The following is a 21,353-nucleotide window of genomic DNA, read 5'->3' as shown; positions in this document are numbered from 1 at the left end:
TCGTCACATCCCCGCGACTGAGGGCCGCAGCCGCGGTTCCCGATATTTTGCTTCACTTTTGGGTCGCTCTGCCCATCTTAGGGGCACTTCCCCATGGAGGGGAATGAGGAAACAGATATGCATTTCACGCAGACTGCGCGCGGAATTGTAAGGGCTTTCGCCATTGTCCTGTCAGTGGCGGTTCCCTTGGCGATCACGATCTCGGCGGCTGACGCCCGTGTTGGCGGCGGCGGCAGTTCGGGTTCGCGCGGATCGAAAACCTATTCGGCGCCGCCGAGCACGACCACCGCTCCGGGCACGGCGCAACCCATGAACCGTACCTTCACCCAGCCGGGCACACCTGCAGCGGGCAATGCGGCGGCTGGCGCGGCGAACAAGGGCGGCTTCTTCAACCGGCCCGGAATGATGGGTGGCATGCTTGGTGGTCTCGCCATGGGCTTCCTTGGCGCCGGCTTGTTCGGCCTGCTGTCCGGCGGCGGGTTGTTCTCCGGCCTCGGCGGGCTGTCCTCGATCATCGGCCTGTTGCTGCAGGTCGGCCTGATCATCCTCGTGGTGCGGCTGGCGATGTCGTGGTGGCAGCGCCGCCATACCCCGGCTTCCGCCTACGCGAACGGACCGGCCCCCGGCGCGCCTGCCGAAGGTCCCGGCGCTCAGAACAGCTTCCGCTCCGGACTGGGCGGCTTCGGGTTGGGATCGAGCCAGCCGGCGCTGGAAATCCAGCCGGCCGACTATGAAGCGTTCGAGCGTCTGCTCGGTGAGGTCCAGGCCGCGTGGTCGAACGAGGATGTCGCCAAACTGCACACGCTGGCGACGCCGGAGATGGTGTCCTACTTCTCCAAGGATCTCGAGGCGAACAAGGCCAGCAACGACGTCAACAAGGTGTCCGACGTCAAGCTGCTGCAGGGCGACCTCGCGGAAGCCTGGCGCGAAGGCGAAACCGACTACGCCAGCGTGGCGATGCGGTTCTCGCTGGTCGACAAGACCCTGGAGCGCACCACCGGCCGTCTGGTCGCGGGCAGCGAAACCCCGACCGAAGCCACCGAGGTCTGGACCTTCGCCCGCCGTCGCGGCGCCGATTGGGAACTCTCGGCGATCCAGCAGACCAGCTGATCGCCTGTACATCATGACGAAGGCGCTGCGGTTCGTTCCGCGGCGCCTTTTTCTTTGCGGGATGGCCTGCTTTCCTCCACGGTTCACGGCAGCGGAATAAAGTTCGCCGCAATGGGTTGAAGACAAGTCCAGAACAAAAAACAGGGAGGACTTCGATGAACAGCTTCGCCAGGATCATCTCGCCGGCATTCGTTGCGCTTGCCGCCATATCGGTTCTCGCAAGCGCACCTGCGCAGGTGCAATCCGCCGACACCAGCTTCTTCCTGACCAGCAACGGCATCGGTAATGGCGGTAATCTCGGCGGGCTCGCCGGCGCCGACAATCATTGCCAGACGTTGGCGCAGGCCGCCGGCGCGGGCGGCAAGACCTGGCGCGCTTACCTGTCGACGCAAGCCGCCGACGGCGCGCCTGCCGTCAATGCGCGCGATCGCATCGGCAAGGGGCCGTGGAAGAATGCCAAGGGCGCGGTGGTCGCCAAGGACGTCGCCGAACTGCACGGCACCAATGGCCTCACCAAGCAGAGCGCGCTCAGCGAAAAGGGCGACGTCATCAATGGTCGTGGCGATACGCCGAACCGCCATGACGTGCTGACGGGATCGCAAGCGGACGGATCAGCGTTTGCGGCCGGCGAGGATCGCACCTGCAGGAACTGGACGAGCTCGACGCAGGGCGCGGCGATGGTCGGCCATTCCGATCGCGTCGGACTCCGCGACGACGATGCCTCGAAGTCCTGGAATTCCTCGCATCCCTCGCGCGGCCCGGACGGCGGCTGCTCGCAGGCCGACCTCAAGAGCACGGGCGGCGACGGCCTGTTCTATTGCTTCGCGGCGAACTGAAAAGCGGAGGTGCATTGCCGTAGTCCCGGGTGAAGCGTAGCGCAACCCCGGGGGCACTCTTGCAAGGAGCACCCCGGGTTTCGCTTCGCTTCACCCGGGCTACGCATTCCTGCAAGCCGGCTGGTGCCAAGGCCGCCGTTAGGCGGCCTTTTTCTTAGAGCGCTTCTTTGTCGTTTTCCGCGGAGTCTTGCTGGCGCTCTTCTTCGCCTTCTTCGCAGTCTTGCGCCTGGCGAGATGGGCGCCGACCGCCTTCGACGAATGCCCGACCGCTGCGACGGCCGCCTTCAATCTGGCAGGCGTGACCTTGAACTTCTTCGACCAGTAGCTGACTTCGTAGGGCTGGCTCACCGCGATCCGTGCCCGGTCGGAGGCCTTGTGCTTCTGCAGCTTGATGTAGGCTTCCACGTTCCTGGCGGAGTGCCCGACTTTCTTGACGGCGGCTTTCAGCTCGGCCGGCGTGATCTTCAGTTTCTTCGACCAGTAGGCGACCTCGTAAGGCTCGCTCAGCGCGATCAGCCCGCGATCGGCCCCGCCGCGCTTCTTCCTGTTGTCCGCCATCCGCATTCTCCTGTCGTGTTGAGAAAATCGACGCTTCAAACGGAAGCAATCTAACACCCCCGCGCGTGTTCGGACAGTTTCGGGGTGTGGAGATCTGTACGACCGGCCGACGTCGCGTTCGGCGTGACGAACCAGCCGCGGAGTGATTTGTTATGTCGGTGAAACCGCCAGCGGAGATGTCATCGATGCGTTACGAGCTCTATTACTGGCCCATGATCCAGGGCCGCGGCGAATATGTCCGACTCGCGCTCGAAGAGGCCGGCGCCCGCTACGACGACGTCGCGCGCCACGGCAACGGCATGGCCGCGATGACGCGGATGATGGATGCGGGGAAGGGAACGCCGCCCTTCGCTCCGCCGTTCCTCAAGGACGGCAAGCTCGTGATCGGGCAGACCGCCAACATCCTGCTGTATCTCGGATCGCGCCACGGACTGGCGCCGAAGGCGGAGGCCGGCAGATTGTGGGTGCACCAATTGCAGCTCACGATCGCCGATCTGGTGCTGGAAGTTCACGACACCCATCATCCGCTCGGGCCGTCGCTGTACTACGAGGACCAGAAGGCGCCGGCGAAGAAGCGCACCGACGAATTCTGGAAGGAGCGTGTGCCGAAATACCTCGGTTACTTCGAGGATCTGCTCGCGGCCAATGGCGGCGCCTACGTCACCGGCCGCCGACTCACATACGTCGACCTGTCGCTGTTCCAGATCGTGGAGGGACTGCGCTACGCTTTCCCGAAACGGATGAAGGCTTTCGAGCGGAAGGTTCCCGGCCTGGTCGAATTGCGTGACCGCGTTGCGGCGCGGCCGAACATCAAGACCTATCTGGCCAGCGACCGGCGGATTGCGTTCAACGAGGAGGGGATTTTCCGCAGGTACAAGGCGCTGGATACTTAACGCCGGGGCGATGCGAAGCATCGAACTTTGGTGCGCAATTGCGCACCAGAGTTCGCGCTTTGCGCGCCCCGGAATGGTCGCTCCGCGTCACATGCTCCGTCCATCCACAGGCGTCATCGTCAGCTTCGACAGTTCGATGCCGTCGATGCAGCTCACATTGAGCGCCACCACGTCGCTGCCGTCGGGCTTCTTGCCGCGTGCGAAGACGTCGACGCCGCAATCGACGCAGAGCTGGTGGTGGATGGCGTGCTTGTTGAAGAGATATTCCTTCAGGTTTTCCTCGCCGGCGCGGAGTTGAAAGCTTTTCGGATCGAGGAAGGTGAAGTGCAGGCCCTTCTTGGTGCAGATCGAGCAATTGCAGGCGGTGACCATCGCAAGGTCACTGGTGCATTCGAAGCGCACCTGGCCGCAATGGCAGCCGCCGGTGTAGGTTTTGCTATCGGGCATCCGCGTCGCCTCCCGGTCTCTCACCAGAGCCTTCTTTCACCAGAGCCTCTTTCACCAGAGTCCTGGCACCAGACGATAGCGCACGCGCGCGGCATAGTCAGCATAGCCGGGCAGCCCCTCGACCAAGGCGCGCTCCTCGATGCGGGCGCGAATGGCGAACAGCACGGCGAATACCGGCGCGATCGCCACGCCCCACCATGATCCCAGCAGTAGCGGGACGCCTACGAAGAACAGCATGATGCCGCTGTACATGGGATGGCGGACGAACGCATAGGGGCCGCTCGAGACGACGTGATGCTGGCGCGCGGCCTGCACCTTAACGACCGGCGCGGCAAAGGAATTTGCACGGAACACCCACATAATGAAGGCGGTCGAGAGCAGGTACATCGCAAGCCCGAGCCCCTGCAGCACCAGCGGAACGTCGGAGGCATGAACGCGCCGGTCCAGTCCGATCGCGACCAGCCAGATCAGCGTCGCCTGGACGAAGACAAGCATGAATTTCTTGTCGGCGGCCGGCTGGTCCGCTTGAAACGTCGGCCGCATCCGCTCGGCGAGCAGGGCAGGATCGGTTTTCGCAAGCCACAGGCCGCACGCGGGACCGATGGTCGCGCTGACGACCAGGAACACCCATGCTGCCGGCCAATGCAACGAGCCTGCCGAGGCAAACAGCAGCGCGCCGAGAACAACGACAGTGATGGTGTTCTGCAACAGAAGTTTTGCGACCATGCGCGGGTTCCATTCGCCCACGGTCAATATGATCGCGCGATTGTTCGGCAAACTTGCGGCGTCGAGTTGAGGTGAAGCACCACGTTTTCGCGCGCCTGTTATGCCCGCGAAGGGTGCGTATCCGGTGTGTCGCTGCTTGTCGAAGTTTCGCTGGCGTCTCTGGAATACTGGGTCACCCGCTCCAGTGCGCAATCGCGCACAAGGCGGACGACGGCCGGAGGAGTTGGCTCAAACGAACCGATCGACCCGCGTTCCCTGTCCGGGCGGCAGGGGAGCGACCAGCGTCGGCTGTGGCGTGCGGGTGCCGTCGGCGGCGGCGCCGTTCTGCACGTCGGGAGTCTTGTCGGGGGCCTTGAACACGGGGACTTCAGGCGCTTTGACCACCACCGTTGCGGGCACAGCAGAGACATCCATCGGAAGCATCCTTTTGGTTGCCTCCGACACTGGCCGGTTTGAAACGAATGATTGGTGAATCCCGCGCGGCAATCCCGCGCCGATCCCGTCAATCCCGTCCGATGGTGAACGGACGGCTCGCGGAATCGTTAGAATGCGACCGATCGGGAGCGGCTACTCGTCCTTGCCGCGGGTCACCACGATCGAAGCCTCGGTCTTGGTGCGCGTGCATTCCATGTTGAGCCGGCGAAAGCGCATGGAAACCTTGTCGCCCCGCAGAAGCCCCATGCGCTTGATGCAGCGCGAGGAGCCGGTCACCACGTCGGGCTTCGGGATCGTGAAGATGATGGCGCCGGCGGACGCCACGAGGGCGAAGAACTCGGGCTTCGGCTTGCGGTCGGTCTTGGCGTAGAGCTCGATGGAATAGCTGCGGCCGCGACAGCCGAGCGACAATTCCTTGGCGGCCGGATGGGTCAGATAGACCATGTTGCCGGTGTTCATGCTGATCTTGAGGCCATCGATCTGGTTCTTCAGTTCCTTGGCCGTGTCCTCGCAGCGGTCGGCCCGCGCCGGCGATGCATTGACTGCGGCGGCCAGCGCCAGTGCTGCGGCGAGCAGGGTCGGTCGTCGAATGTGTGGTCTCAAAGCCATTGTGAATGCCCCCTTGTACCATTGAAGCCCGCACGCGAATTTCCTGCAAGGAGCGCCCGCGGAAGTCAACTTGCTTGTCAGAAACCGTAGAGGAAGACGCTGATCCCGAAGGCGACCACGGCGAGAACGTCGAACAGCGTGGGAATGCTGACCAGCAGGGCCGCGAGCCCCAGCCGCTCCTGGCGCGCGGCGAGCGCGATGGCGCAGGCGCCCATCAGCGGAAACGCAATGATCTGGACCGGGGTCTGGAAGGTGGAGAGGCCGCCAAAATCGAGCCCGTGCCGCACCACCGAGGGCATGTAGTTCAGCCAGTTCATCAGCACCAGCGCACCAAGGGCGATGATCGCGTAACGCAGCCGGCCGACGGTGGCAAACGCCAGCGCCGCCAGCGCCAGCAGGGGATGAGACGCGACATACGTCTTGACGATCGCGCCGCCGAGGCCGGGCCCCGGAATCGCCGACATGTCGCCGAACAGCATCGGCGCGTGCGACAGCCCCTCGAACGCTTCGATCGCGGCCATGATGATCAGAAGCAGATAAAGCCCGAGCAGCCGCGGCGGGCGCGCCGGGACGGACGCTGCATCAGGCAATGTGGTGGCGGAGGTCATTTCCAGTCGCAAGTCTGTTCGGGGTCCATCGGAAATCTCGGGTTTGTCTGAAACGGACCCGGAACGGTTCAATCGCCGATGGGCGGCCGCAATGGCCGGATTCGGCCGCATCGGGCAGGCCAGCAAAACCTTCCTTTTGGTCGAAAAATGCTTAGAACGGGTCTATCTCTGCGGCGCCGTTCCGGCCGCTGCCGGCTCCAACCCGAGATATATCGACATGAACGCCCCGACTGCTTTTCCTGACCAGAAGCCCGTTCCGCCCTACAAGCATACGCCGCTGTTTCCGCTGGGGGCGGACACCACGCCCTACAAGAAAATTACCGCCGAAGGCGTGCGGGTCGAGAAGGTGCTCGGCAAGGACATGCTGGTGGTGTCGCGCGAGGCGCTCCGGGCGCTTTCGGAAGCAGCCTTCGGCGATATCAATCACTATCTGCGGCCGGGCCATCTGAAGCAGTTGCGCTCGATCCTGGAAGACAAGGAAGCCAGCGACAACGACAAGTTCGTTGCCTTCGACTTCCTCAAGAACGCCAATATCGCCGCCGGCGGCGTGCTGCCGATGTGCCAGGATACCGGCACCGCGATCATCATGGGCAAGAAGGGCTGCAACGTCATCACCGACGGCGACGACGAGGCCGCGCTGTCGGAAGGCGCACGCGATGCCTATCTGCGCCGTAACCTGCGTTATTCGCAGGTGGCGCCGCTGACGATGTACGAGGAAAAGAACACCGCCAACAACATGCCGGCGCAGTGCGAGATCTACGCCGAGGGCGACGACGCCTACAAGTTCATGTTCATGGCCAAGGGGGGCGGAAGCGCCAACAAGAGCTTTCTGTTCCAGGCCACGCCGTCTGTGCTGACCAGGGACCGCCTGCTGGCGTTCCTGAAAGAGAAGGTGCTCACTCTCGGCACCGCGGCGTGTCCACCATATCATCTGGCCATCGTCATCGGCGGCACCTCGGCCGAGCTCTGCATGAAGACGGTGAAGCTCGCCTCCGCGCGTTATCTCGACGCGCTGCCGACCCAGGGCTCGGCCGATGGCAACGCCTTCCGCGATCTGGAGATGGAGCAGGAAATTCTGAAGATGACGCAGTCGCTCGGCGTCGGCGCGCAGTTCGGCGGCAAGTATTTCTGCCACGACGTGCGCGTGATCCGGATGCCGCGCCACGGTGCATCGCTCCCGATCGGGCTCGGCGTCTCCTGTTCCGCCGACCGCCAAGTGCTGGGCAAGATCACAAAAGATGGCGTCTATCTCGAAGAACTCGAGCATAACCCGGCGCAGTATCTGCCGGCGGTCGAACAGTCGCTCGGCGGCGAAGTCGTGAAGATCGACCTCGACAAGCCGATGAAGGAAATTCTGGCGACGCTGTCGAACTATCCGATCAAGACGCGGGTCTCGATGACCGGCACCATGATCGTGGCGCGCGATTCCGCGCACGGCAAGCTGCGCGAGCGGCTGGAGAAGGGCGAGCCGCTACCGGATTACTTCAAGAACCATCCGGTCTATTACGCCGGCCCGGCCAAGACGCCCGACGGCTACGCCTCCGGCGCGTTCGGCCCGACCACCGCAGGCCGCATGGACTCCTTCGTCGACCAGTTCCAGGCGGCTGGCGGCTCGATGGTCATGGTCGCCAAGGGCAACCGCGCGGTCGCGGTGCGCGAAGCCTGCAAGAAGCACGGCGGCTTCTATCTCGGCTCGATCGGCGGCGCCGCGGCAAACCTCGCCGAGCACTGCATCAAGAAGGTCGAGGTCGTCGAGTATCCCGAACTCGGCATGGAAGCGATCTGGCGCATCGAGGTGGTGGATTTCCCGGCCTTCATCATCATCGACGACAAGGGCAACGACTTCTTCAAGGAATTGAATCTGGGGTGAGGGCGCTCGGCCTCGACGGATTCAGCAAGGGCTGGGTCGCCGTATGTCTTGATGGCGACCAGCAGGCGATCTTCTTCCACGCAGATATTGCGGACGCGCTGGCGCGTCCGTTCGATCGCGCCGGGATCGACATCCCGATCGGCATGCGCGACGACGGCGAACGCGCCTGTGATCTTCTTGCACGCGAGAGACTACGCCCGCATACCTCGCGGGTGTTCACCGGCGCGCGGCGCTGGCTGTGGCAGGAGTTTCGCGACCCCGACAAGGCGAACGCCGAAGCGTTGCGCCGCGGCCAAACGCGGGTCTCGCGGCAGCTCTGGCATATCGGCAAGAAGGTCATGGAAGTCGACGCGTTCGTCCGCGCGAACACCCGGCACGACATCCGCGAGGTGCATCCCGAACTGGTGTTTCTTCGGCTGAACGGTGGCAAGCCGCTGCCGCCGAAGAAGTCGGATCAGGGCGAGGATCTCCGCCGCAGGCTGCTCAAGCGTTCGGGCTTTCGCGAGATCGATCGGTGGCTCGCCGAGTGTCGGATCGGCACCGGCGCGAAACGCGATGACGTGCTGGATGCATGCGCGGTCGCGCTCGCCGCACGCGGGCCTCATGGCTGCGTTCCCGAGGGAGCGCCGCTGCTGGATGCGCACGGCCTGCCGATGCAAATCTGGTTCTAGAGCATGATCCGGAAAAGTGTGTAGCGGTTTTCCGAAAAGATCATGCTCAAACAAAAAGATGAAGTGGGATGACGATTCGAAGAAGCGTCATCCCGCTTCAGGCGCCGGCGCGGATTCGCCAAGCATTAACCACGGCAGGCGCCGGCGCGCCGCTTTTGCCCAACCCGAACTTAACCAGTCATCGCAGGGTCCATCGATTTCAGCCAAGGACATTTAATCTTTCTCGTCGATGCTGCGCTTGATCCGGCCGGAACGGAACATCAGGCGTGGGCGGCATGAGACAGTCGACGATGAAGCAGACTGGACGGGTGGCGCGGGTGCTCGCTGCCCTTGGCCTCACTCTTGGCCTCGCCGGTTGCAAGGAGCGACCGCCCGGCGTGTACGACGTGAGCGTCAGCGAAGCTTATCGACGCCTGCTCGCCGACAAGCTTGTCGACATGGTCTATGCGAAACAGTGCGGCATTCTCGTCCATGTGACGCCCGCGGGCATGCTCGACCGTCAGGTCACCTGGAAGGTCCACAGCAGCGGGAGAGAGGTCGTGCAATTCACGGCGTTGCTGTCGGCGGTCGGTGAGAAGCAGACAAAGGTCGAGATACGCGTGCCTCCGGCTCCTGGCGGCGGCGAGATGTATGACGGATCACAATTCTACAAGCGGCCGGCCTTCAACCAGCCGCTTCGTCCTGCCGTGCAGGAACAGGTCGCCGCGATCCTCGAAGGCCGGAAGTTTGACGTCCAGCGCGTGGGTCCCGGGAAGGACAAGGTTTGCAGCGTGCAACGCGGCGGTCTCGAGATGGGCCGACCGTTCCGTGTCGACGACTAGCCTGATGGATCGTCTCGGCGAGGACATCGAAATGCAGGGAGATCGATGATGAAGCCTTTGTACCTTGCTGTGCTTCTCGTTGGCGGCATATCCGTCTATCTCGTGGGCATCCGTCCCAACGCAGAGGGCACGGTCTATCGCGTGCCAATCGCGCAGGCGCGCCAGGATCTCACGAAGGCGGATCTCCCGCCTTTCGTTTTCGGGAGTCAGCCGCTGGATGTGCAGGTTCGCGGCAGCATCGACTCGCAGATCGCCTGGATCGTCCGCAGGAACGGAGAGGAATTGTTCCGCTACATCGCCCAGCTGAAGGCGGAGGGCGACGCTGCCACCCGCGTGAAAGTGAAGTTGGAGGGCGCCGGCAAGTACGCTCAGAAGCTGTCGGACAAGCCGGAGATCAGGGACATGTATCTCATCGCCATGGAGGAGCAGGTCGCCGCCACGCTCGAACGCCGGCCATTCGAGATGACGCGCATCTATCCTGCGATGTCCGCCGCCACGGTTGCGAACATGGGCGCCTTGCGGTCATCGGTGGACCAGGCCGCCGCAGCTTCCGAGCAGGCTGCCCGCAAGAACATCGAGAAGGCCTATCGCGACGAGGCCGCCGGCCTGCGCCGCTGAGCGATCTGCGGGGAGCGGTTTCTACAGGCTGATCATCAACTCAACTGCAATTCGTCACCTGATTGGAGCACAGCGAGCGCCACCAGCCGCGCACGCCGTCATGGCTTTCGACGAGGCCCCAATGGCCGCTACAGGCGAGGAGGCGTTTCGGGCCGCCGTCGGTATCGAGCGTGCCGCCAAGCTTGCGGCCGGCTGGCGTCCACGGCGCATCGACAAAGGGCGCCTGAAAGAGCCCGCCCATCCGCGTGCCGCCATTGGCGTAGTTGGCGCCGACCTTGTTGGCGGCGACCCAGCCGCGCCCCGCATAGGGTTTTGGCGCGCTGCGCGGATAGAATTTCTCGTCCTCATAGTCCTTGCCGGGAGGCTTCGCACCCTCGATCAGGAACCAGCCGTCCTTGAAGCCGATGATGCGAAATTCGGTGAGCCAGCCGTCGTCAGGCGTATTCTCGCGGCCGCCCATCTTCAGCCGGTAGGGCGGCGGCAGCGTGCCGAGCACGCGCGCCTTCACCGAAGGCTCGGCGCGCACGTTGAGGCCCTTGGGATCGCGATCTTCCGACCACGCGCCGAGACTGCAGGGCTCGGTACCATCTGGGAGTTTCGCGCGACCGGCCGCTAGCTCGGCGTCCAGTTTCTCGAACTCGCGTTCCTGACCATCCGGATCGGTCATGGTGGTGTCGCGATTGCCGAGGGTTGGATCGACGCGCGGCTGCAGTTCGGCCGATGAGGCGCGCAGCCCGCCGTCGCCTCGCGTCAGCTTGACGACAAGCACCTGTCGTGCCGCGAATACGCTTGCCAGCGATTTCGGATCGTTTGCATTCGCTGGATAGACGGCGAGATAGCCGGTCATCCCGGCTTCGTCGGTGCGATAGGCCTCGCCGGCAACATGGCCCGCCGGCACCAGCGGAAGCGCGCTCTGGCGCCAGGCGGGTTCAGGCTCCCGCGTTTGCGCGATCGCCGCACCCGCCAGCGAGGCGAGTACGGCGATCGTCACGATCATCGTCTTGTGCATGGAATGAGAGAGAGGCGTTGTGGCCTCCTCATCCGTCAGGCCCGCGACCCCGTGAACGGGAAACTGCCCATCGGGCCGATGCCCATTTCGCCGGTCATGCTGTCGCCGGAAACTTTTCCGGTGAAGGCAAGCGTAAGCGGCATCGGGTTGGTGATGGAGATCTTCCAGGCGACGTCATCGCCGTTGACGGTGCCGTCAAAGATTTCGCCGGAATTGCCGTCGGCGCCTTGCGTTCCCGTCAGCGTGCCGCCCGCGCTCGTCAGCGACAGCGTCGCCTTGCGCTCGCCCATCGGCGTGCTCATGGTGATGTTCCAGTTTCCGTCCACGGCCATTGCTGTCTCCCGACATTTTCCCGGCAAACCGGAATGGCTTGCGAGATCCGCTAAACTCGATCGGCGGTATAGCCTATCTCGCCACACAAGCCCAACTGTCTCAAGCGTCCTTTTGACGCGTATTTCCTAGGCGCGCTGGGCGGCGGCGCGAATCCGGTTGCCGACCAGAATACGAAACGCAATGTATTGAATTGCGAAGGCCGCAATCTTGGCGCCGACCAGCACCACCGTCACATAGAACGTCCACAGCTTCATGTCGCCGGTCATCGCAACGCCGATGGTGCCGGCGGCGAGCACGAAGCAGAGCGCGGCCCATGCATAGCCCGCGAAGGTGACGTATTCAGGAATGGTCTGCGACACGATCGGCGGCATGTAGCGCAGCATCCAGCCGCGCTTGAGCATGATGAGGCCGATCGCGAAATGCCCGATCGCGGGTTTCGCCAGCACGAAGCGGGGGTCGTGCGTCAGCAGCGTCGCGCTGCCGAGCACGATGACGAGCGCGAGGCTCGCCCAGGTCATGTAGCCGAGCTCCTTGCCCTTGATGCGGAAGTAGATCACCTGGCCGATCGCGCCCGCGATCGCCACGCCTGTTGCCAGCAGGACGTTGTCGGTCGCGAGGTAGATCGCGATGAACACGATGGTGGAGAAAAAATCGGCGCCCAGTCTGGCGAATACGTCCTTCATCGTCTTGCTCTCTGTTGATGGTGTTGCGGCTATGAAGTCTGGCTCAGTTGGTGCCGGGCAGGGCGTTCGCAGGCGGCGCACCATACTTCGCCTTGCGATATTGCGGATACCATGTCGTGAAGAAGGCGGCGCTGTTGCGGGCGGCAAAGGCGATCACGAGGCTGGACCAGATCGGCAGGCCCGGCACATAGATCGCGAGCGCGTTGCCGGCCATCATCAGGACGAACGCGGCATTCCAGGCCCAGGTGATGAGATAGACCGCCTTCAGGAAGCCGGGCTGCTTCGCTGTCTCTGCATCCACTTCCTCAAGCGCATATTGCAGGATGAACGGTTTGCGGATGATCAGCGAGACCAGCGAAATCGCGAGCATGCCGACATCGACCGCCAGCTTGACGGCCGAATGGCTGAGGTTTGGATCGACCAGCGCGACATAGGCGCCAAGCGTGGCGAACACCACGACCGAGCCCGCGCCGAGCATCTTGATCGAGCGGCCGCGATAGACGTCGATACCGATGACGGCGAGACAGATCGCGGCCGACGTGAACAGGCTGATCTCGGCCGAAGTCACCAGCATCAGCAGAGCGAACGTGCCGAAGGGGGCGAGGATCAGGAAGATGGTCATGGCAGCCTCTCGGGGACTAATCTTTACATCGTAAAGATACCGTAAGGCCGTGCAGGAGAGTCGTCAAGAAAAATCTTTACAGTGTAAAAATAAGACTACTCGAATCGAAAATGATGCGTATTTACAAAGAAGTACGCGAAATCCGTGGCGGACTATGCGCCGAGCAGGGAGCGCGCCAGGATCGTCAGGGCGCAAGCCAGCAGTAAAACCAGCGTGATCGTGATGCCGCCGACGCGGCCGATGCGGAATTGCAGCGTATTGGGCGCGGCGTACATGCCGAGCGGATGCAACAGCCGCGATAGCAACAGCGCGCCCATCAATAGATGCACCCATACCGTCGCAAGGCCGGACATTTCCAGCATCGCCACCATCAGCGTGATGATTGGTACGTATTCGATGAAATTGGCGTGCGCGCGGATCGCGCTGCGCAATTGCAGGCTGCCGTTGTCGCCGAATGCGGCGCGGTCGCGCTGGCGCAGCCGCCCGACCTGGAGGGCGAGGACGGTGTAGAGCAGGGCGAGAATGGCGAGATAGGTTGCAGTGATTGAGGGCAGATGCATGTCGCTCTCCTCGATGGCTTGTCAACGAGGTCATTCCGGGGCGATGCGTCAGCATCGAACAATGGTGCGCAATTGCGCACCTGAGAATCTCGAGATTCCGGGGTCATCGCTGCGCGATGCCCCGGAATGACATGGCCGGGCCCTTACTCCGCGCCGACCCAGTTGCCGTGAAAGCCGTCGGGCACGCGATGGCCGAGATGCACCAGCGCGACGGGACCGCCTTCGACATTCTGCGCGTTGAACACCGCCAGATCGCTGCGGTTTTCCCGCGCACGCCAGACGGCGGCGAGCAGCCAGCCGTCGCCTTCAGCAGCATCGCGGCCGCGCTCCACGAACACCGGCTCGGAAATGGTGTCGCCGGCGGGCAGCAGATAATGGCCGAGCCGCTTGCCCTTGCCGTCGACATGGACGATGCCCGACAGCGCACCGAACATCGGCAGGTCGGGGTTGGCGCAGGCGTACCAGCCGTGGCTGTTGGCGTAGCCCGCGCGGCGGTCGTCGATGCGCGGGAATTCACCAGTGAGATCGTCGAGATAGGTCTGCGTGAAGCGGTCGGTATTGCCTGCGAGGTCGAACGTCCAGCGGCAATAGCGCGCGCGCGATTTCTGCGGGTCGGTCTTCGAGCCATCGGGATGCGGGAACAGCGGTGCTTCCTCGAACTGCATCACGTCGGCAATGATGCGGTTGCCTTCCTCCCAGGCGTTCATGACGTGGAAGACGTAGCAGCTCTCGGCGCGGAACCAGACGAGGTCCTTTGCCGAGCCGTTACGCTTCATGACGCCGACATAAGCGCCTTTCTCCGGCTCCCAGGCATAAGGCGGCTTGCCGCGCATCGCGCGCTCCATGCTGCCGGTAATCGGCAGGATCGGAAACAGCAGATGATTTTCGGTGACGATGAAGTCGTGCACCATGCTGGCATAGGGCGCCTCGAAGCGATCGAACCGTGTCACCACGCCCGAAGCGTTGACGGACCCGTAGGAGAGGGCGGGGGTGAGCGGACCCATGGCGTTGTAGCCGAAGAAAACCATCTCGCCGGTAACGGGATCGATCTTGGGATGCGCTGTGAACGGTCCCTTGATGGCGCCCTTGTAGTCGCAATAGCCGAGACGATCGAGCGTGCCGGGCTCGATCTCGGTCGGCAAATGGCCTTCCTCCAGCGCCAGCAGTTTTCCGCCATGGAAGATGATGTTGGTGTTGGCGACGCCGCCGTCATCGGTAATCCCTGCCGGCGCGCCCGGCAGCTTGCGGCCGAAGCCGCCGAACAGCGCGCGGCCGGCATCGTGCTCGGCCAGCCATTTCGGGGTGCGGACCCAGCGGTTGCGATAGCTGGCGCGACCGTTCTCAAGATGGAAGGCATGCAGCATGCCGTCGCCGACGAACCAGTGCGCGCCCGGCGCATCGAACTGCGGGTTGGGGCCGTTACGATAGAGCGTGCCGTTGAGCTCGCGCGGCAATTCGCCTGATACCTTGAGATGCGGCGCGTCGCATTCCATCGGAATCGGCGCCAGATTGGGCCGGCTCATCTCGGTCGTCACCTGGTCGAGCATTTCAAGTTTCCTCCGGATTTAATCTTTACATCGTAAAGATATCAGTAAGGACGTTGCTGCCGGCCGTCAAGCAAAATCTTTACACTGTAAAAATTGCGGCTATAAGGATTCGTATGGCAAGAACATCGCGAGAAACCAGAACCAATCGACCCGCTGCCAAGCGTAAGCCTGCAAGGGCCGTGACCGAAAGGCCGGCCAATCGCCGGCGTCGGGCGGCAGGCGAGACCCCTTATCATCACGGCGACCTGCACGACGCCTTGCTCGCCGCGGCCGAGCGGGTGCTGGAGCGCGATGGCCTGCCGGGGCTAACCCTGCGGGCGGTGGCGCGCGAAGCCGGCGTGTCGCACGCAGCGCCAACCCATCATTTCGGCGATCTTACCGGGCTTGTGAGCGAACTCGCCGCCATCGGCTTCCGCAGATTCAATGAGGCCATGGTCGCGGCGGGTAACACTGAAACGCTCCTGCTGATGAAGGCGATGGCGCGCGCCAAGGCTTACGTCGCCTATGCGCAGGCGAGTCCCGGCATGTACGGGTTGATGTTCCGCACCGAGCGGCTCGACATGACGCGGCCCTCGCTGCACGAGGCCGCGACCGCCTCGTTCGAGGGATTGGCGACCGCGGTGCGCCTCAGCCGCAACGAGAAGCCGACCGGCGAGGCGCCGGGAGCGCTGTCGCTCGACCAGGCGGCGGCGATTGCGCGCGCCTGGTCGCTCGTGCATGGATTCACGACGCTGCTGCTTGACGGTCGACTGAAGGAGCTCCTGCATCGGCTGCCCGAAGGCACCGGCGTCGACCAGCTCCTGGACGCGATGCTGCGCTCGACGGTGCCGCGGCCGGCGGGCATGAACTGACGGAGCGAATGGAAACTCCCGCCAGTTCGGGCGTTGAGTTCGTATGGCAGGATCACCGCGCGTTCCCTGGAAACGTTCGAACCCGCGCAAGCGCGCAGGGAAAAAGAAAAAATCGAAACATTTGACGTCATCGCAGAAAGCGACTGCGAAGGCGCGTGCGCGCCGAGCCGGACGTCCGTATCCCAACCTCGTGGACAACATGCGCATGGCAGCGAAAGCGTCGAAGAAGAAATCCGCCAGGAAGCGTCCGGCAAAAAAGACTGCGACCAGGAAAACGTCGAAGAAGTCTTCCCGGAAAACTGCGCATAAGCGCCCGGCGAAGAAGAAGGCCCGCAAGAAAAGATCCCAAGGGTGGGCTCACCGCCACCGGCCGCTCGGCGTTCGCGCGGCGGGATGGCTCGCATCTCAAACCGGGCGTGACAAAACCGCTGTCAGAAATGACGCCGCAGGACATGCGACGCAAAGGCAGTTGGGCGGTAAGATTCTACGGCCGCAAGGAGCTGCCGCCGCTGGTGGACGAACGGGGAAGGCCGACGCGGCACGCGCTGTCAGCCCATGCCTGGGGTGAGCCTGTTCCCAAAACGGTTGCCGCCGCGCGGCGTATTGCAGCCAAGGGTGAACGGCTGCTGCAGCGCTATCGACGGATCAAGCAGAAGTCTTGACGGTTGCAAGCGCACGGAAACGCTGACCTCAGCAACCCCGGCAAATCTTGGTTTGCCGCGCCAGGCGGGCATCGGCTTCCGCGTCTTCGTTGGGTCGGCGCGTCCAGTCGTCATACTGCGCCTTGGCTTCCGACTGCGGCGCAGCTCCGTTCAGCGGGCCGAGGATGATCTCGCGATCGCGCGCGGCTGTCCTTCGCTTCGGCCTGGCTGCCCCGGCTTGTTCGCCGTCTGCGGTCGGCGGTTCACCCAATCCATCCCAGGCGATTGGCGCGCCGGTGGCTGTCGGCGTCGAGCAGCCGGTGCCGGAAGCGCAGCAGCCGGAGAGGGCGGTGCCGACGAGAAGGAGAGCCAGGAGTTTTATGTGCATCGCTGCCCCAGGTGCGCCGTGAAAGAATATGGTTGGATAAGCAATAAGCACTCAAACCTTAAGCTTTGACGTTAATGCGGCGAAAACAGGCCGGGTAGCCGGTTTGATCAGCGCTTCGCAAGGCCCACTGCCGCGCCTTTTTCGCCGATTACTTTCACCTCGTCCTTGCCGCATTTGAAATCGCGGGCGAATTCGTCCGCAGCCTGGCGGGCGAGCTCGTTGGCATTGCGGTTGGCCTGGCCGTCGATATAGGCGACATGGCAGACCGGCCCCGGGGGTAACCGGGTCACGGCAAGCATCGGTTTGCTGGTCGGGTTTCCGGTCTTGTCGGGATTGTCGATGTCGGCGATCAGCCAGCGCTGGATGATGGCGAACGGCTTGCCGTCGACGGCCCGCCATTCGACGGTGTTGGCGGTGGAATTGAACGGGCCGAACCAGGTCTCCGCGGCCGGCTCCTTGGCGGCCGCCTCGCGGGTGCGCCCGACCGAGACGGTTTGGCGCAGATCGCCCTCGCTGATCACCACCATCAGCCCCGATTGGCCGGGGCACACCTGCGTGCTGCCGTCCTCGGCGCTGGGTTTACCGATCGTGCGGCAGTCCTTTGGCGCGGTCGACGTGTAACTGCTGCTGAATGTTTGGGCGTTGGCCGGCAAAATCGGCCAAAATGGTGCTGCGAACAGGATGGCGACGACCGTCCCGATGAGCTGCCGGCGGGGAACGCGTTTCATCTGCACTTCTCGCATGGAACTTCCGTGATCTGACGTGCGCAATCTGGGGAAGGTTCATGGCAAAGGTACGAAACACCTGACTTTGCCGCGGAATCGTCCTAGAAGAACGGCTTCGCATTTCCTGCTTTTCCGAGCGTGCAGTCACACAGTCGTCATGCCTTCCATACCATCGCATAAACCCTATCGCGTCGGCCGCTCCAACACCGGCCTTGGCCTTTTCGCCACCAAGCCGATCAAGAAGGGCAGCAAGATCATCCGCTATTTCGGGCCGATCCTGGATTCGAAGAAAAAAGAAGAAGACGCGATCGAGAACAAATATCTGTTTGAGCTGAACAACCGTTGGACCATCGACGGCTCCGTGCGCAAGAACATCGCCCGCTACATCAACCACGCCTGCAAGCCCAATGCGGAATCCGACGTTCGCCCACGCAAGCGCAAGGTGTTCATCCGCGCCATCAAGAACATCGAGCCGGGCGAGGAAATCAACTACGATTACGGCACCGATTATTTCAAAGCCTATCTGAAGCCGATCGGCTGCAAATGCGCGGCTTGCGAAAAGAAGCGCGCGAAGATGCGTGCCGAGGCGCGAGCCGAGAAAGCCCGCCTGAAGGCCAAGGCCGAGCGCAAGGCGATGAAGAAGGCCGAGAAGCTGGCCAAGGAACAAGCCAGGCTGAAGGAAAAATTGAAGGCGAAGGCTGAGAAGGCGAAGAAGCTCAACGGCCATTTGCTGAACGGCAAGTCGCTGAATGGCAAGCATCTGAACGGCACCCGCCGCGCCAGGGTCGCCGGCAGGAAACCGGCCGGCCGGAAACAACCGGCTTCTGCGCCGGCACCGGCCCTTCAGGCCTAGACCTCATCCGCCGCTTTTGCGCACCGATTTCGGCAGTCGTGCATTGCCGAAGTCGACTGCCGAGCGTTGAATGATCGCGCCGGTTTCGTCGATCACGACGCGAAACCGCCGGTGCTCGGCGAAGAAGGTCAGGCGATGCCGGCCGAGATCCGCGTCGACCCCGCGCTCGGCAAGGCTCGTGATCCTGCCGGCGCGCATCTCCTCCTGCAGCAACGACGGCGCCAGCCCCAGGCCTTCGGCGACGATGGCGGCGTCGATCTGGATGGTGCCATTTTCGAACGCGATCGGTTTCATCCGTTACACCTGATGCTTGGTGGCAGCCGTCATGCGTGGGCCTGATACCGCCTGGCTGGCGCAGGGTAGGCGCATTCCGCCAGTGTCGTGGTGTCGAGCTCGCGCATGAAGGCTTCGCGCGCGGCAGCCAGCTTCGCCTTCAGCCGGCAGCGCGGCTTCAATACGCAGTCACCACCATCCTCGCGAAAACATTCGACCAGCGGCGGCCCTTCCAGGGCGCGCACCACTTCGCCGATCGTGATCGTTTGCGCCGGCCGGGCCAGCATGAATCCGCCACCGACGCCGCGCTGGGTCGAGATGAAACCGCTATCAGCGAGGTCGCGCACCACCTTGGCCAGATGGTTGCGGGAGATGCCGAACTCCGCCGCGATCTCATTGGTGGCGAAGGAACGGCCGGGTTCCCCCGCCAGCCGCATCAGGGCGCGCAGCGCGAAATCCGTGAACGACGTCAGGCGCATGGGAGCCCTCTCGAAAGATCTGCTTGCAAATCATCTATAGCCGTCTAAATAGGTATTTGAAATACCTATTTAAGGGCAGGCGCGAAATGGAAGCGATCGTGGCAGGGCCGGAGCGGCGAGAGCGCTTGACGGCCGAAATCATGGAACGGACGGGCATCGACGAGGCCATGATCGAGCGACTGGTGCGCGGCTTCTACGCCAAGGTCCGCGAGGACGCCGTGCTCGGGTCGATCTTCGAGGCCCGCATCAGGGATTGGGAACCGCATCTGGCGCAGATGTGCGCATTCTGGTCGTCGGTCGCGCTGATGACCGGGCGATATCACGGCACGCCGATGGCCAAGCATCTGCCGCTGCCGGTCGACGCCGCGCATTTCGACCGCTGGCTCGAGTTGTTTGAGCAAACCGCCCGCGAGGTCTGCCCGCCCGCGGCGGAAGCGCATTTCGTGGAACGGGCGCGGCGGATCGCGGCAAGCCTCGAACTCGGCATCGCAGGCGCCCAGGGCGTCATGCTCGGTAACGGGGAAAGATTTCGGCGTAATCAGGCAGGAGCAGTGTGATGGCTTATCGTGCACATGTCGTAACGAACAAGGAGCAGGCCGACCCGTATTCGGGGAGCAGCCTGGTGCCGATGCTGGTCATCGGGCTGGTGCTGACGTTTGCCGGGATGATCGCGGCGTTGGTTTTGAGCTGAGGCTCTATCCCCGTCATTGCGAGCCAACGGGTCGCGCGAATGCGCGCCCGATGACAGGCTCCGCGAAGCAATCCACTTCTCCACGTGTTGAGGCATGGATTGCTTCGTCGCTTTGCTCCTCGCAATGACGGCTGCGGCTTAAGCCGTCACCGTCTCATCACTCTTGCGCAGCCCGATATACTGCAACTCGGCGAACACGCCGGTGGCAATCGCCTGCGCCACGATGAAGACCTGTCCGAGCAGGTTCGGCGACACCGCGCCGGAGAACAGCAGCGCGATGCTGCCCAGCGTCCATGCTGCGTTCCCAACGATCACGAACAGCACCAGCGCCTTCATCACTGTCGACCGTGAGGCCAGCCAGCCGACCAGCGCCGTGTAGGCGATCAGGAACAGGCCGGTTTCGCGCAACAAGGTTTCCGGCAGATTGAGGAAGGGCGCGAGCGCGCCGGCGCCGAGCGTCAGCGTAACAGCGGCGACGCCGCTGAAGATGGCGTCGGCGAGCAGGGCGCGGCTCAGGAAGGTGGACGGATGGATCATGACAGTTCTCCTTTGCTTGGGGGACTTTGAGCGAAACAGGATCAGCGCCGCAGCAGCGACCGGAGTTGGCGCATCAGCCTGCCAGGGCAGAGCGCCTTGCCGATCCTGTTCTCGATCGTCTGTACCTGCGCGAACACGAACACGCCGGTGTCGTGCACGACCGGTTGCGGCATGTTGAGCGAGCGCGCTACGAGCCAGGTGGCCAGATTGACCACAAAGGGGATCGCGGCGGTGGCGAGGCGGAACAGCGAAAGCATCAGCATGGGTCATCTCCTGTGCCCCCAAGATGACCCGGCCCGCGACCCGTTTCGATTACCTCGGACGTAAAAAAGCAGAGTGTTCGGAGGCGTCCTAGAATGTTCGACGGTGTTTGCGATGCGCTCGGAAACGCTTGAAAAATAAGGCTTTTCGAATACGTTGGTGTTCGTCACCGTTTGTTCTCATTCGCGTCCAGTCACCGAGTTTGTTGGTATTTTTGTTGGTATCGGAAGAACAAACGTTCACGGTGTAATTCCGATTTTCCGAATGAAAGAATCGAAGCAGATGGCACGCAGACAGGCTGGCGAGCACGCCAACCCCAAGCAGATCAGGACTGACGTCGACTGTCGTGCCGCCAGACCGAAATTCGAGAACGGCGCTTGGACGGCAACCAAGATTTCCGACGTGACAGGCGGCGGCCTCTATCTCTTCATCAAGCCGGACCCCAGCATGCTGGGCAAGGCCGCTTCAAAGCTCTGGCAGATGGCCTATCGCTTTCACGGCCGACAGAAGACCTACTCCATCGGGCCTTACGGCAACGGCAACGACGGCACCTTCACGCTCGCCACGGCCCGTCAGAAGCGCGATGTCGCCAAGGCCCTGCTCGCCCAAGACCCGCCGGTCGATCCCTCCATCGAAAAGCAATTCGCAAGGCGTCGTCAGGCGGCTGAACGCCCTTTCGGCGCATCGATCGATGAATG

General features: G+C 63.1%; 32 protein-coding genes. 14 read left to right on the top strand and 18 right to left on the bottom strand.

Annotation, left to right across the window (positions count from 1 at the left end; all coding sequences use genetic code 11):
- The first annotated feature begins 93 nt into the window (after positions 1–93).
- Positions 94–1,110: a Tim44 domain-containing protein gene (locus CQ12_RS03665; RefSeq protein ID WP_057834004.1), complete on the top strand. Its 1,017-nt coding sequence runs from the start codon at positions 94–96 to the stop codon at positions 1,108–1,110.
- Positions 1,111–1,265: 155 nt separating this feature from the next.
- On the top strand, positions 1,266–1,946 hold the full coding sequence (locus CQ12_RS03660; protein WP_057834003.1) for a lectin: 681 nt from the start codon (positions 1,266–1,268) through the stop codon (positions 1,944–1,946).
- Positions 1,947–2,084: 138 nt separating this feature from the next.
- Here the strand turns inward: CQ12_RS03660 and CQ12_RS03655 are convergent, their stop codons facing one another.
- The gene (locus CQ12_RS03655; protein ID WP_057834002.1) at positions 2,085–2,504 is read right to left on the bottom strand and encodes a DUF3606 domain-containing protein; all 420 of its coding nucleotides are present in this window, start codon (positions 2,502–2,504) and stop codon (positions 2,085–2,087) included.
- Between the two features lie 185 nt (positions 2,505–2,689).
- Here CQ12_RS03655 and CQ12_RS03650 point away from each other — a divergent pair, with 185 nt between their 5' ends.
- Positions 2,690–3,397, top strand: coding sequence for a glutathione S-transferase (locus CQ12_RS03650; protein ID WP_057834017.1), 708 nt, complete (start codon positions 2,690–2,692; stop codon positions 3,395–3,397).
- Between the two features lie 87 nt (positions 3,398–3,484).
- Here CQ12_RS03650 and CQ12_RS03645 read toward each other — a convergent pair whose 3' ends face one another.
- The 5 genes from CQ12_RS03645 to CQ12_RS03625 form a co-directional block, all read right to left on the bottom strand.
- Positions 3,485–3,844, bottom strand: coding sequence for a GFA family protein (locus tag CQ12_RS03645; protein WP_057834001.1), 360 nt, complete (start codon positions 3,842–3,844; stop codon positions 3,485–3,487).
- 51 nt (positions 3,845–3,895) lie between these two features.
- The gene (locus CQ12_RS03640; RefSeq protein WP_057834016.1) at positions 3,896–4,570 is read right to left on the bottom strand and encodes a methyltransferase family protein; all 675 of its coding nucleotides are present in this window, start codon (positions 4,568–4,570) and stop codon (positions 3,896–3,898) included.
- Between the two features lie 228 nt (positions 4,571–4,798).
- A complete protein-coding gene (locus CQ12_RS03635) occupies positions 4,799–4,984 on the bottom strand; it encodes a hypothetical protein (RefSeq protein WP_141688463.1) in 186 nt (61 codons plus the stop codon).
- A gap of 153 nt (positions 4,985–5,137) precedes the next feature.
- Entirely contained in the window at positions 5,138–5,614 is a 477-nt protein-coding gene (locus tag CQ12_RS03630; RefSeq protein ID WP_057833999.1) for a hypothetical protein, read from the bottom strand.
- 77 nt (positions 5,615–5,691) lie between these two features.
- Complete coding sequence (locus CQ12_RS03625; protein ID WP_057833998.1) at positions 5,692–6,222, bottom strand: hypothetical protein; 531 nt, start codon at positions 6,220–6,222, stop codon at positions 5,692–5,694.
- 217 nt (positions 6,223–6,439) lie between these two features.
- Here CQ12_RS03625 and CQ12_RS03620 point away from each other — a divergent pair, with 217 nt between their 5' ends.
- From CQ12_RS03620 to CQ12_RS03605, 4 genes are all read left to right on the top strand, one after another.
- A complete protein-coding gene (locus tag CQ12_RS03620; RefSeq protein ID WP_057834015.1) occupies positions 6,440–8,092 on the top strand; it encodes a fumarate hydratase in 1,653 nt (550 codons plus the stop codon).
- The gene (locus tag CQ12_RS03615; protein ID WP_083519115.1) at positions 8,089–8,763 is read left to right on the top strand and encodes a DUF429 domain-containing protein; all 675 of its coding nucleotides are present in this window, start codon (positions 8,089–8,091) and stop codon (positions 8,761–8,763) included. Before CQ12_RS03620 ends, CQ12_RS03615 begins: the two co-directional genes overlap by 4 nt.
- A gap of 275 nt (positions 8,764–9,038) precedes the next feature.
- Entirely contained in the window at positions 9,039–9,584 is a 546-nt protein-coding gene (locus CQ12_RS03610) for a hypothetical protein (RefSeq protein WP_157087982.1), read from the top strand.
- 48 nt (positions 9,585–9,632) lie between these two features.
- Complete coding sequence (locus CQ12_RS03605; protein ID WP_157087981.1) at positions 9,633–10,202, top strand: hypothetical protein; 570 nt, start codon at positions 9,633–9,635, stop codon at positions 10,200–10,202.
- A 40-nt stretch (positions 10,203–10,242) separates the two neighbouring features.
- Here CQ12_RS03605 and CQ12_RS03600 read toward each other — a convergent pair whose 3' ends face one another.
- From CQ12_RS03600 to CQ12_RS03575, 6 genes are all read right to left on the bottom strand, one after another.
- Positions 10,243–11,187 carry an SH3 domain-containing protein gene (locus tag CQ12_RS03600; protein ID WP_083519116.1) on the bottom strand — a complete coding sequence of 315 codons (945 nt, stop codon included), beginning with the start codon at positions 11,185–11,187 and terminating at the stop codon, positions 10,243–10,245.
- Between the two features lie 59 nt (positions 11,188–11,246).
- A complete protein-coding gene (locus CQ12_RS03595; RefSeq protein ID WP_057833995.1) occupies positions 11,247–11,543 on the bottom strand; it encodes a hypothetical protein in 297 nt (98 codons plus the stop codon).
- Between the two features lie 126 nt (positions 11,544–11,669).
- Positions 11,670–12,227: an inner membrane-spanning protein YciB gene (locus tag CQ12_RS03590; protein WP_057833994.1), complete on the bottom strand. Its 558-nt coding sequence runs from the start codon at positions 12,225–12,227 to the stop codon at positions 11,670–11,672.
- Positions 12,228–12,270: 43 nt separating this feature from the next.
- Positions 12,271–12,849 (bottom strand): hypothetical protein, encoded by a 579-nt coding sequence (locus CQ12_RS03585; protein ID WP_057833993.1) that lies wholly within the window; start codon positions 12,847–12,849, stop codon positions 12,271–12,273.
- A gap of 152 nt (positions 12,850–13,001) precedes the next feature.
- On the bottom strand, positions 13,002–13,409 hold the full coding sequence (locus tag CQ12_RS03580) for an MAPEG family protein (protein ID WP_057833992.1): 408 nt from the start codon (positions 13,407–13,409) through the stop codon (positions 13,002–13,004).
- A 143-nt stretch (positions 13,410–13,552) separates the two neighbouring features.
- Positions 13,553–14,956, bottom strand: a complete 1,404-nt coding sequence (locus CQ12_RS03575) for a carotenoid oxygenase family protein (RefSeq protein ID WP_057833991.1) — start codon at positions 14,954–14,956, stop codon at positions 13,553–13,555.
- 113 nt (positions 14,957–15,069) lie between these two features.
- Here CQ12_RS03575 and CQ12_RS03570 point away from each other — a divergent pair, with 113 nt between their 5' ends.
- Genes CQ12_RS03570 through CQ12_RS45925 form a run of 3 tightly spaced genes read left to right on the top strand, consistent with a single transcriptional unit; the run spans position 15,070 to position 16,469 of the window.
- Entirely contained in the window at positions 15,070–15,807 is a 738-nt protein-coding gene (locus CQ12_RS03570) for a TetR/AcrR family transcriptional regulator (protein WP_057833990.1), read from the top strand.
- A 33-nt stretch (positions 15,808–15,840) separates the two neighbouring features.
- A complete protein-coding gene (locus CQ12_RS45930; protein ID WP_245309714.1) occupies positions 15,841–16,116 on the top strand; it encodes a hypothetical protein in 276 nt (91 codons plus the stop codon).
- Positions 16,068–16,469 (top strand): DUF6321 domain-containing protein, encoded by a 402-nt coding sequence (locus CQ12_RS45925; protein ID WP_245309712.1) that lies wholly within the window; start codon positions 16,068–16,070, stop codon positions 16,467–16,469. Before CQ12_RS45930 ends, CQ12_RS45925 begins: the two co-directional genes overlap by 49 nt.
- A 28-nt stretch (positions 16,470–16,497) precedes the next feature.
- Here CQ12_RS45925 and CQ12_RS03560 read toward each other — a convergent pair whose 3' ends face one another.
- Both CQ12_RS03560 and CQ12_RS03555 read right to left on the bottom strand, forming a co-directional pair.
- Positions 16,498–16,836, bottom strand: a complete 339-nt coding sequence (locus CQ12_RS03560) for a hypothetical protein (RefSeq protein WP_057833989.1) — start codon at positions 16,834–16,836, stop codon at positions 16,498–16,500.
- A 107-nt stretch (positions 16,837–16,943) separates the two neighbouring features.
- Entirely contained in the window at positions 16,944–17,564 is a 621-nt protein-coding gene (locus tag CQ12_RS03555; protein WP_057834012.1) for a hypothetical protein, read from the bottom strand.
- Positions 17,565–17,718: 154 nt separating this feature from the next.
- On the opposite strand from CQ12_RS03555, the gene CQ12_RS03550 reads away from it, so the two are divergent.
- Entirely contained in the window at positions 17,719–18,414 is a 696-nt protein-coding gene (locus CQ12_RS03550) for an SET domain-containing protein (RefSeq protein WP_057833988.1), read from the top strand.
- A gap of 3 nt (positions 18,415–18,417) precedes the next feature.
- On the opposite strand, the gene CQ12_RS03545 is transcribed toward CQ12_RS03550, so the two are convergent.
- Both CQ12_RS03545 and CQ12_RS03540 read right to left on the bottom strand, forming a co-directional pair.
- Positions 18,418–18,708, bottom strand: a complete 291-nt coding sequence (locus CQ12_RS03545; RefSeq protein WP_057833987.1) for a DUF6522 family protein — start codon at positions 18,706–18,708, stop codon at positions 18,418–18,420.
- 29 nt (positions 18,709–18,737) lie between these two features.
- Positions 18,738–19,166, bottom strand: a complete 429-nt coding sequence (locus tag CQ12_RS03540; protein WP_057833986.1) for an RrF2 family transcriptional regulator — start codon at positions 19,164–19,166, stop codon at positions 18,738–18,740.
- Positions 19,167–19,252: 86 nt separating this feature from the next.
- Between CQ12_RS03540 and CQ12_RS03535 the strand changes: the two genes are divergently transcribed.
- Both CQ12_RS03535 and CQ12_RS47190 read left to right on the top strand, forming a co-directional pair.
- Entirely contained in the window at positions 19,253–19,723 is a 471-nt protein-coding gene (locus CQ12_RS03535) for a group III truncated hemoglobin (protein ID WP_057833985.1), read from the top strand.
- A complete protein-coding gene (locus tag CQ12_RS47190) occupies positions 19,723–19,857 on the top strand; it encodes a hypothetical protein (RefSeq protein WP_256380295.1) in 135 nt (44 codons plus the stop codon). Before CQ12_RS03535 ends, CQ12_RS47190 begins: the two co-directional genes overlap by 1 nt.
- Before the next feature lie 138 nt (positions 19,858–19,995).
- Here the strand turns inward: CQ12_RS47190 and CQ12_RS03530 are convergent, their stop codons facing one another.
- Together CQ12_RS03530 and CQ12_RS03525 are read right to left on the bottom strand one after the other, a co-directional pair.
- Positions 19,996–20,394: a hypothetical protein gene (locus tag CQ12_RS03530; protein ID WP_057833984.1), complete on the bottom strand. Its 399-nt coding sequence runs from the start codon at positions 20,392–20,394 to the stop codon at positions 19,996–19,998.
- Between the two features lie 41 nt (positions 20,395–20,435).
- On the bottom strand, positions 20,436–20,657 hold the full coding sequence (locus CQ12_RS03525) for a hypothetical protein (RefSeq protein WP_057833983.1): 222 nt from the start codon (positions 20,655–20,657) through the stop codon (positions 20,436–20,438).
- Positions 20,658–20,814: 157 nt separating this feature from the next.
- Here CQ12_RS03525 and CQ12_RS03520 point away from each other — a divergent pair.
- Positions 20,815–21,353: Arm DNA-binding domain-containing protein (locus CQ12_RS03520; protein ID WP_347337406.1), on the top strand; the 539-nt coding region annotated here is incomplete at its 3' end.

The sequence above is a fragment of the Bradyrhizobium jicamae genome (assembly GCF_001440395.1).
Lineage (GTDB): Bacteria > Pseudomonadota > Alphaproteobacteria > Rhizobiales > Xanthobacteraceae > Bradyrhizobium > Bradyrhizobium jicamae.
This window is presented reverse-complemented; position numbering and strand designations above follow the sequence as displayed.

Bases quoted from the DNA above. Each gene is read 5' to 3' on its own strand.
- CQ12_RS03525 (WP_057833983.1), bottom strand. From the start codon at position 20,657: ATGCTGATGCTTTCGCTGTTCCGCCTCGCCACCGCCGCGATCCCCTTT.
- CQ12_RS03625 (WP_057833998.1), bottom strand. From the start codon at position 6,222: ATGACCTCCGCCACCACATTGCCTGATGCAGCGTCCGTCCCGGCGCGC.
- CQ12_RS03640 (WP_057834016.1), bottom strand. From the start codon at position 4,570: ATGGTCGCAAAACTTCTGTTGCAGAACACCATCACTGTCGTTGTTCTC.
- CQ12_RS03530 (WP_057833984.1), bottom strand. From the start codon at position 20,394: ATGATCCATCCGTCCACCTTCCTGAGCCGCGCCCTGCTCGCCGACGCC.
- CQ12_RS03635 (WP_141688463.1), bottom strand. From the start codon at position 4,984: ATGGATGTCTCTGCTGTGCCCGCAACGGTGGTGGTCAAAGCGCCTGAA.
- CQ12_RS03605 (WP_157087981.1), top strand. From the start codon at position 9,633: ATGAAGCCTTTGTACCTTGCTGTGCTTCTCGTTGGCGGCATATCCGTC.
- CQ12_RS47190 (WP_256380295.1), top strand. From the start codon at position 19,723: ATGGCTTATCGTGCACATGTCGTAACGAACAAGGAGCAGGCCGACCCG.
- CQ12_RS03595 (WP_057833995.1), bottom strand. From the start codon at position 11,543: ATGGCCGTGGACGGAAACTGGAACATCACCATGAGCACGCCGATGGGC.
- CQ12_RS03555 (WP_057834012.1), bottom strand. From the start codon at position 17,564: ATGAAACGCGTTCCCCGCCGGCAGCTCATCGGGACGGTCGTCGCCATC.
- CQ12_RS03665 (WP_057834004.1), top strand. From the start codon at position 94: ATGGAGGGGAATGAGGAAACAGATATGCATTTCACGCAGACTGCGCGC.
- CQ12_RS03660 (WP_057834003.1), top strand. From the start codon at position 1,266: ATGAACAGCTTCGCCAGGATCATCTCGCCGGCATTCGTTGCGCTTGCC.
- CQ12_RS03560 (WP_057833989.1), bottom strand. From the start codon at position 16,836: ATGCACATAAAACTCCTGGCTCTCCTTCTCGTCGGCACCGCCCTCTCC.
- CQ12_RS03575 (WP_057833991.1), bottom strand. From the start codon at position 14,956: ATGCTCGACCAGGTGACGACCGAGATGAGCCGGCCCAATCTGGCGCCG.
- CQ12_RS03590 (WP_057833994.1), bottom strand. From the start codon at position 12,227: ATGAAGGACGTATTCGCCAGACTGGGCGCCGATTTTTTCTCCACCATC.
- CQ12_RS03535 (WP_057833985.1), top strand. From the start codon at position 19,253: ATGGAAGCGATCGTGGCAGGGCCGGAGCGGCGAGAGCGCTTGACGGCC.
- CQ12_RS03630 (WP_057833999.1), bottom strand. From the start codon at position 5,614: ATGGCTTTGAGACCACACATTCGACGACCGACCCTGCTCGCCGCAGCA.
- CQ12_RS03550 (WP_057833988.1), top strand. From the start codon at position 17,719: ATGCCTTCCATACCATCGCATAAACCCTATCGCGTCGGCCGCTCCAAC.
- CQ12_RS03580 (WP_057833992.1), bottom strand. From the start codon at position 13,409: ATGCATCTGCCCTCAATCACTGCAACCTATCTCGCCATTCTCGCCCTG.
- CQ12_RS03645 (WP_057834001.1), bottom strand. From the start codon at position 3,844: ATGCCCGATAGCAAAACCTACACCGGCGGCTGCCATTGCGGCCAGGTG.
- CQ12_RS03540 (WP_057833986.1), bottom strand. From the start codon at position 19,166: ATGCGCCTGACGTCGTTCACGGATTTCGCGCTGCGCGCCCTGATGCGG.
- CQ12_RS03655 (WP_057834002.1), bottom strand. From the start codon at position 2,504: ATGGCGGACAACAGGAAGAAGCGCGGCGGGGCCGATCGCGGGCTGATC.
- CQ12_RS03585 (WP_057833993.1), bottom strand. From the start codon at position 12,849: ATGACCATCTTCCTGATCCTCGCCCCCTTCGGCACGTTCGCTCTGCTG.
- CQ12_RS03545 (WP_057833987.1), bottom strand. From the start codon at position 18,708: ATGAAACCGATCGCGTTCGAAAATGGCACCATCCAGATCGACGCCGCC.
- CQ12_RS03620 (WP_057834015.1), top strand. From the start codon at position 6,440: ATGAACGCCCCGACTGCTTTTCCTGACCAGAAGCCCGTTCCGCCCTAC.
- CQ12_RS03610 (WP_157087982.1), top strand. From the start codon at position 9,039: ATGAGACAGTCGACGATGAAGCAGACTGGACGGGTGGCGCGGGTGCTC.
- CQ12_RS03570 (WP_057833990.1), top strand. From the start codon at position 15,070: ATGGCAAGAACATCGCGAGAAACCAGAACCAATCGACCCGCTGCCAAG.
- CQ12_RS03650 (WP_057834017.1), top strand. From the start codon at position 2,690: ATGCGTTACGAGCTCTATTACTGGCCCATGATCCAGGGCCGCGGCGAA.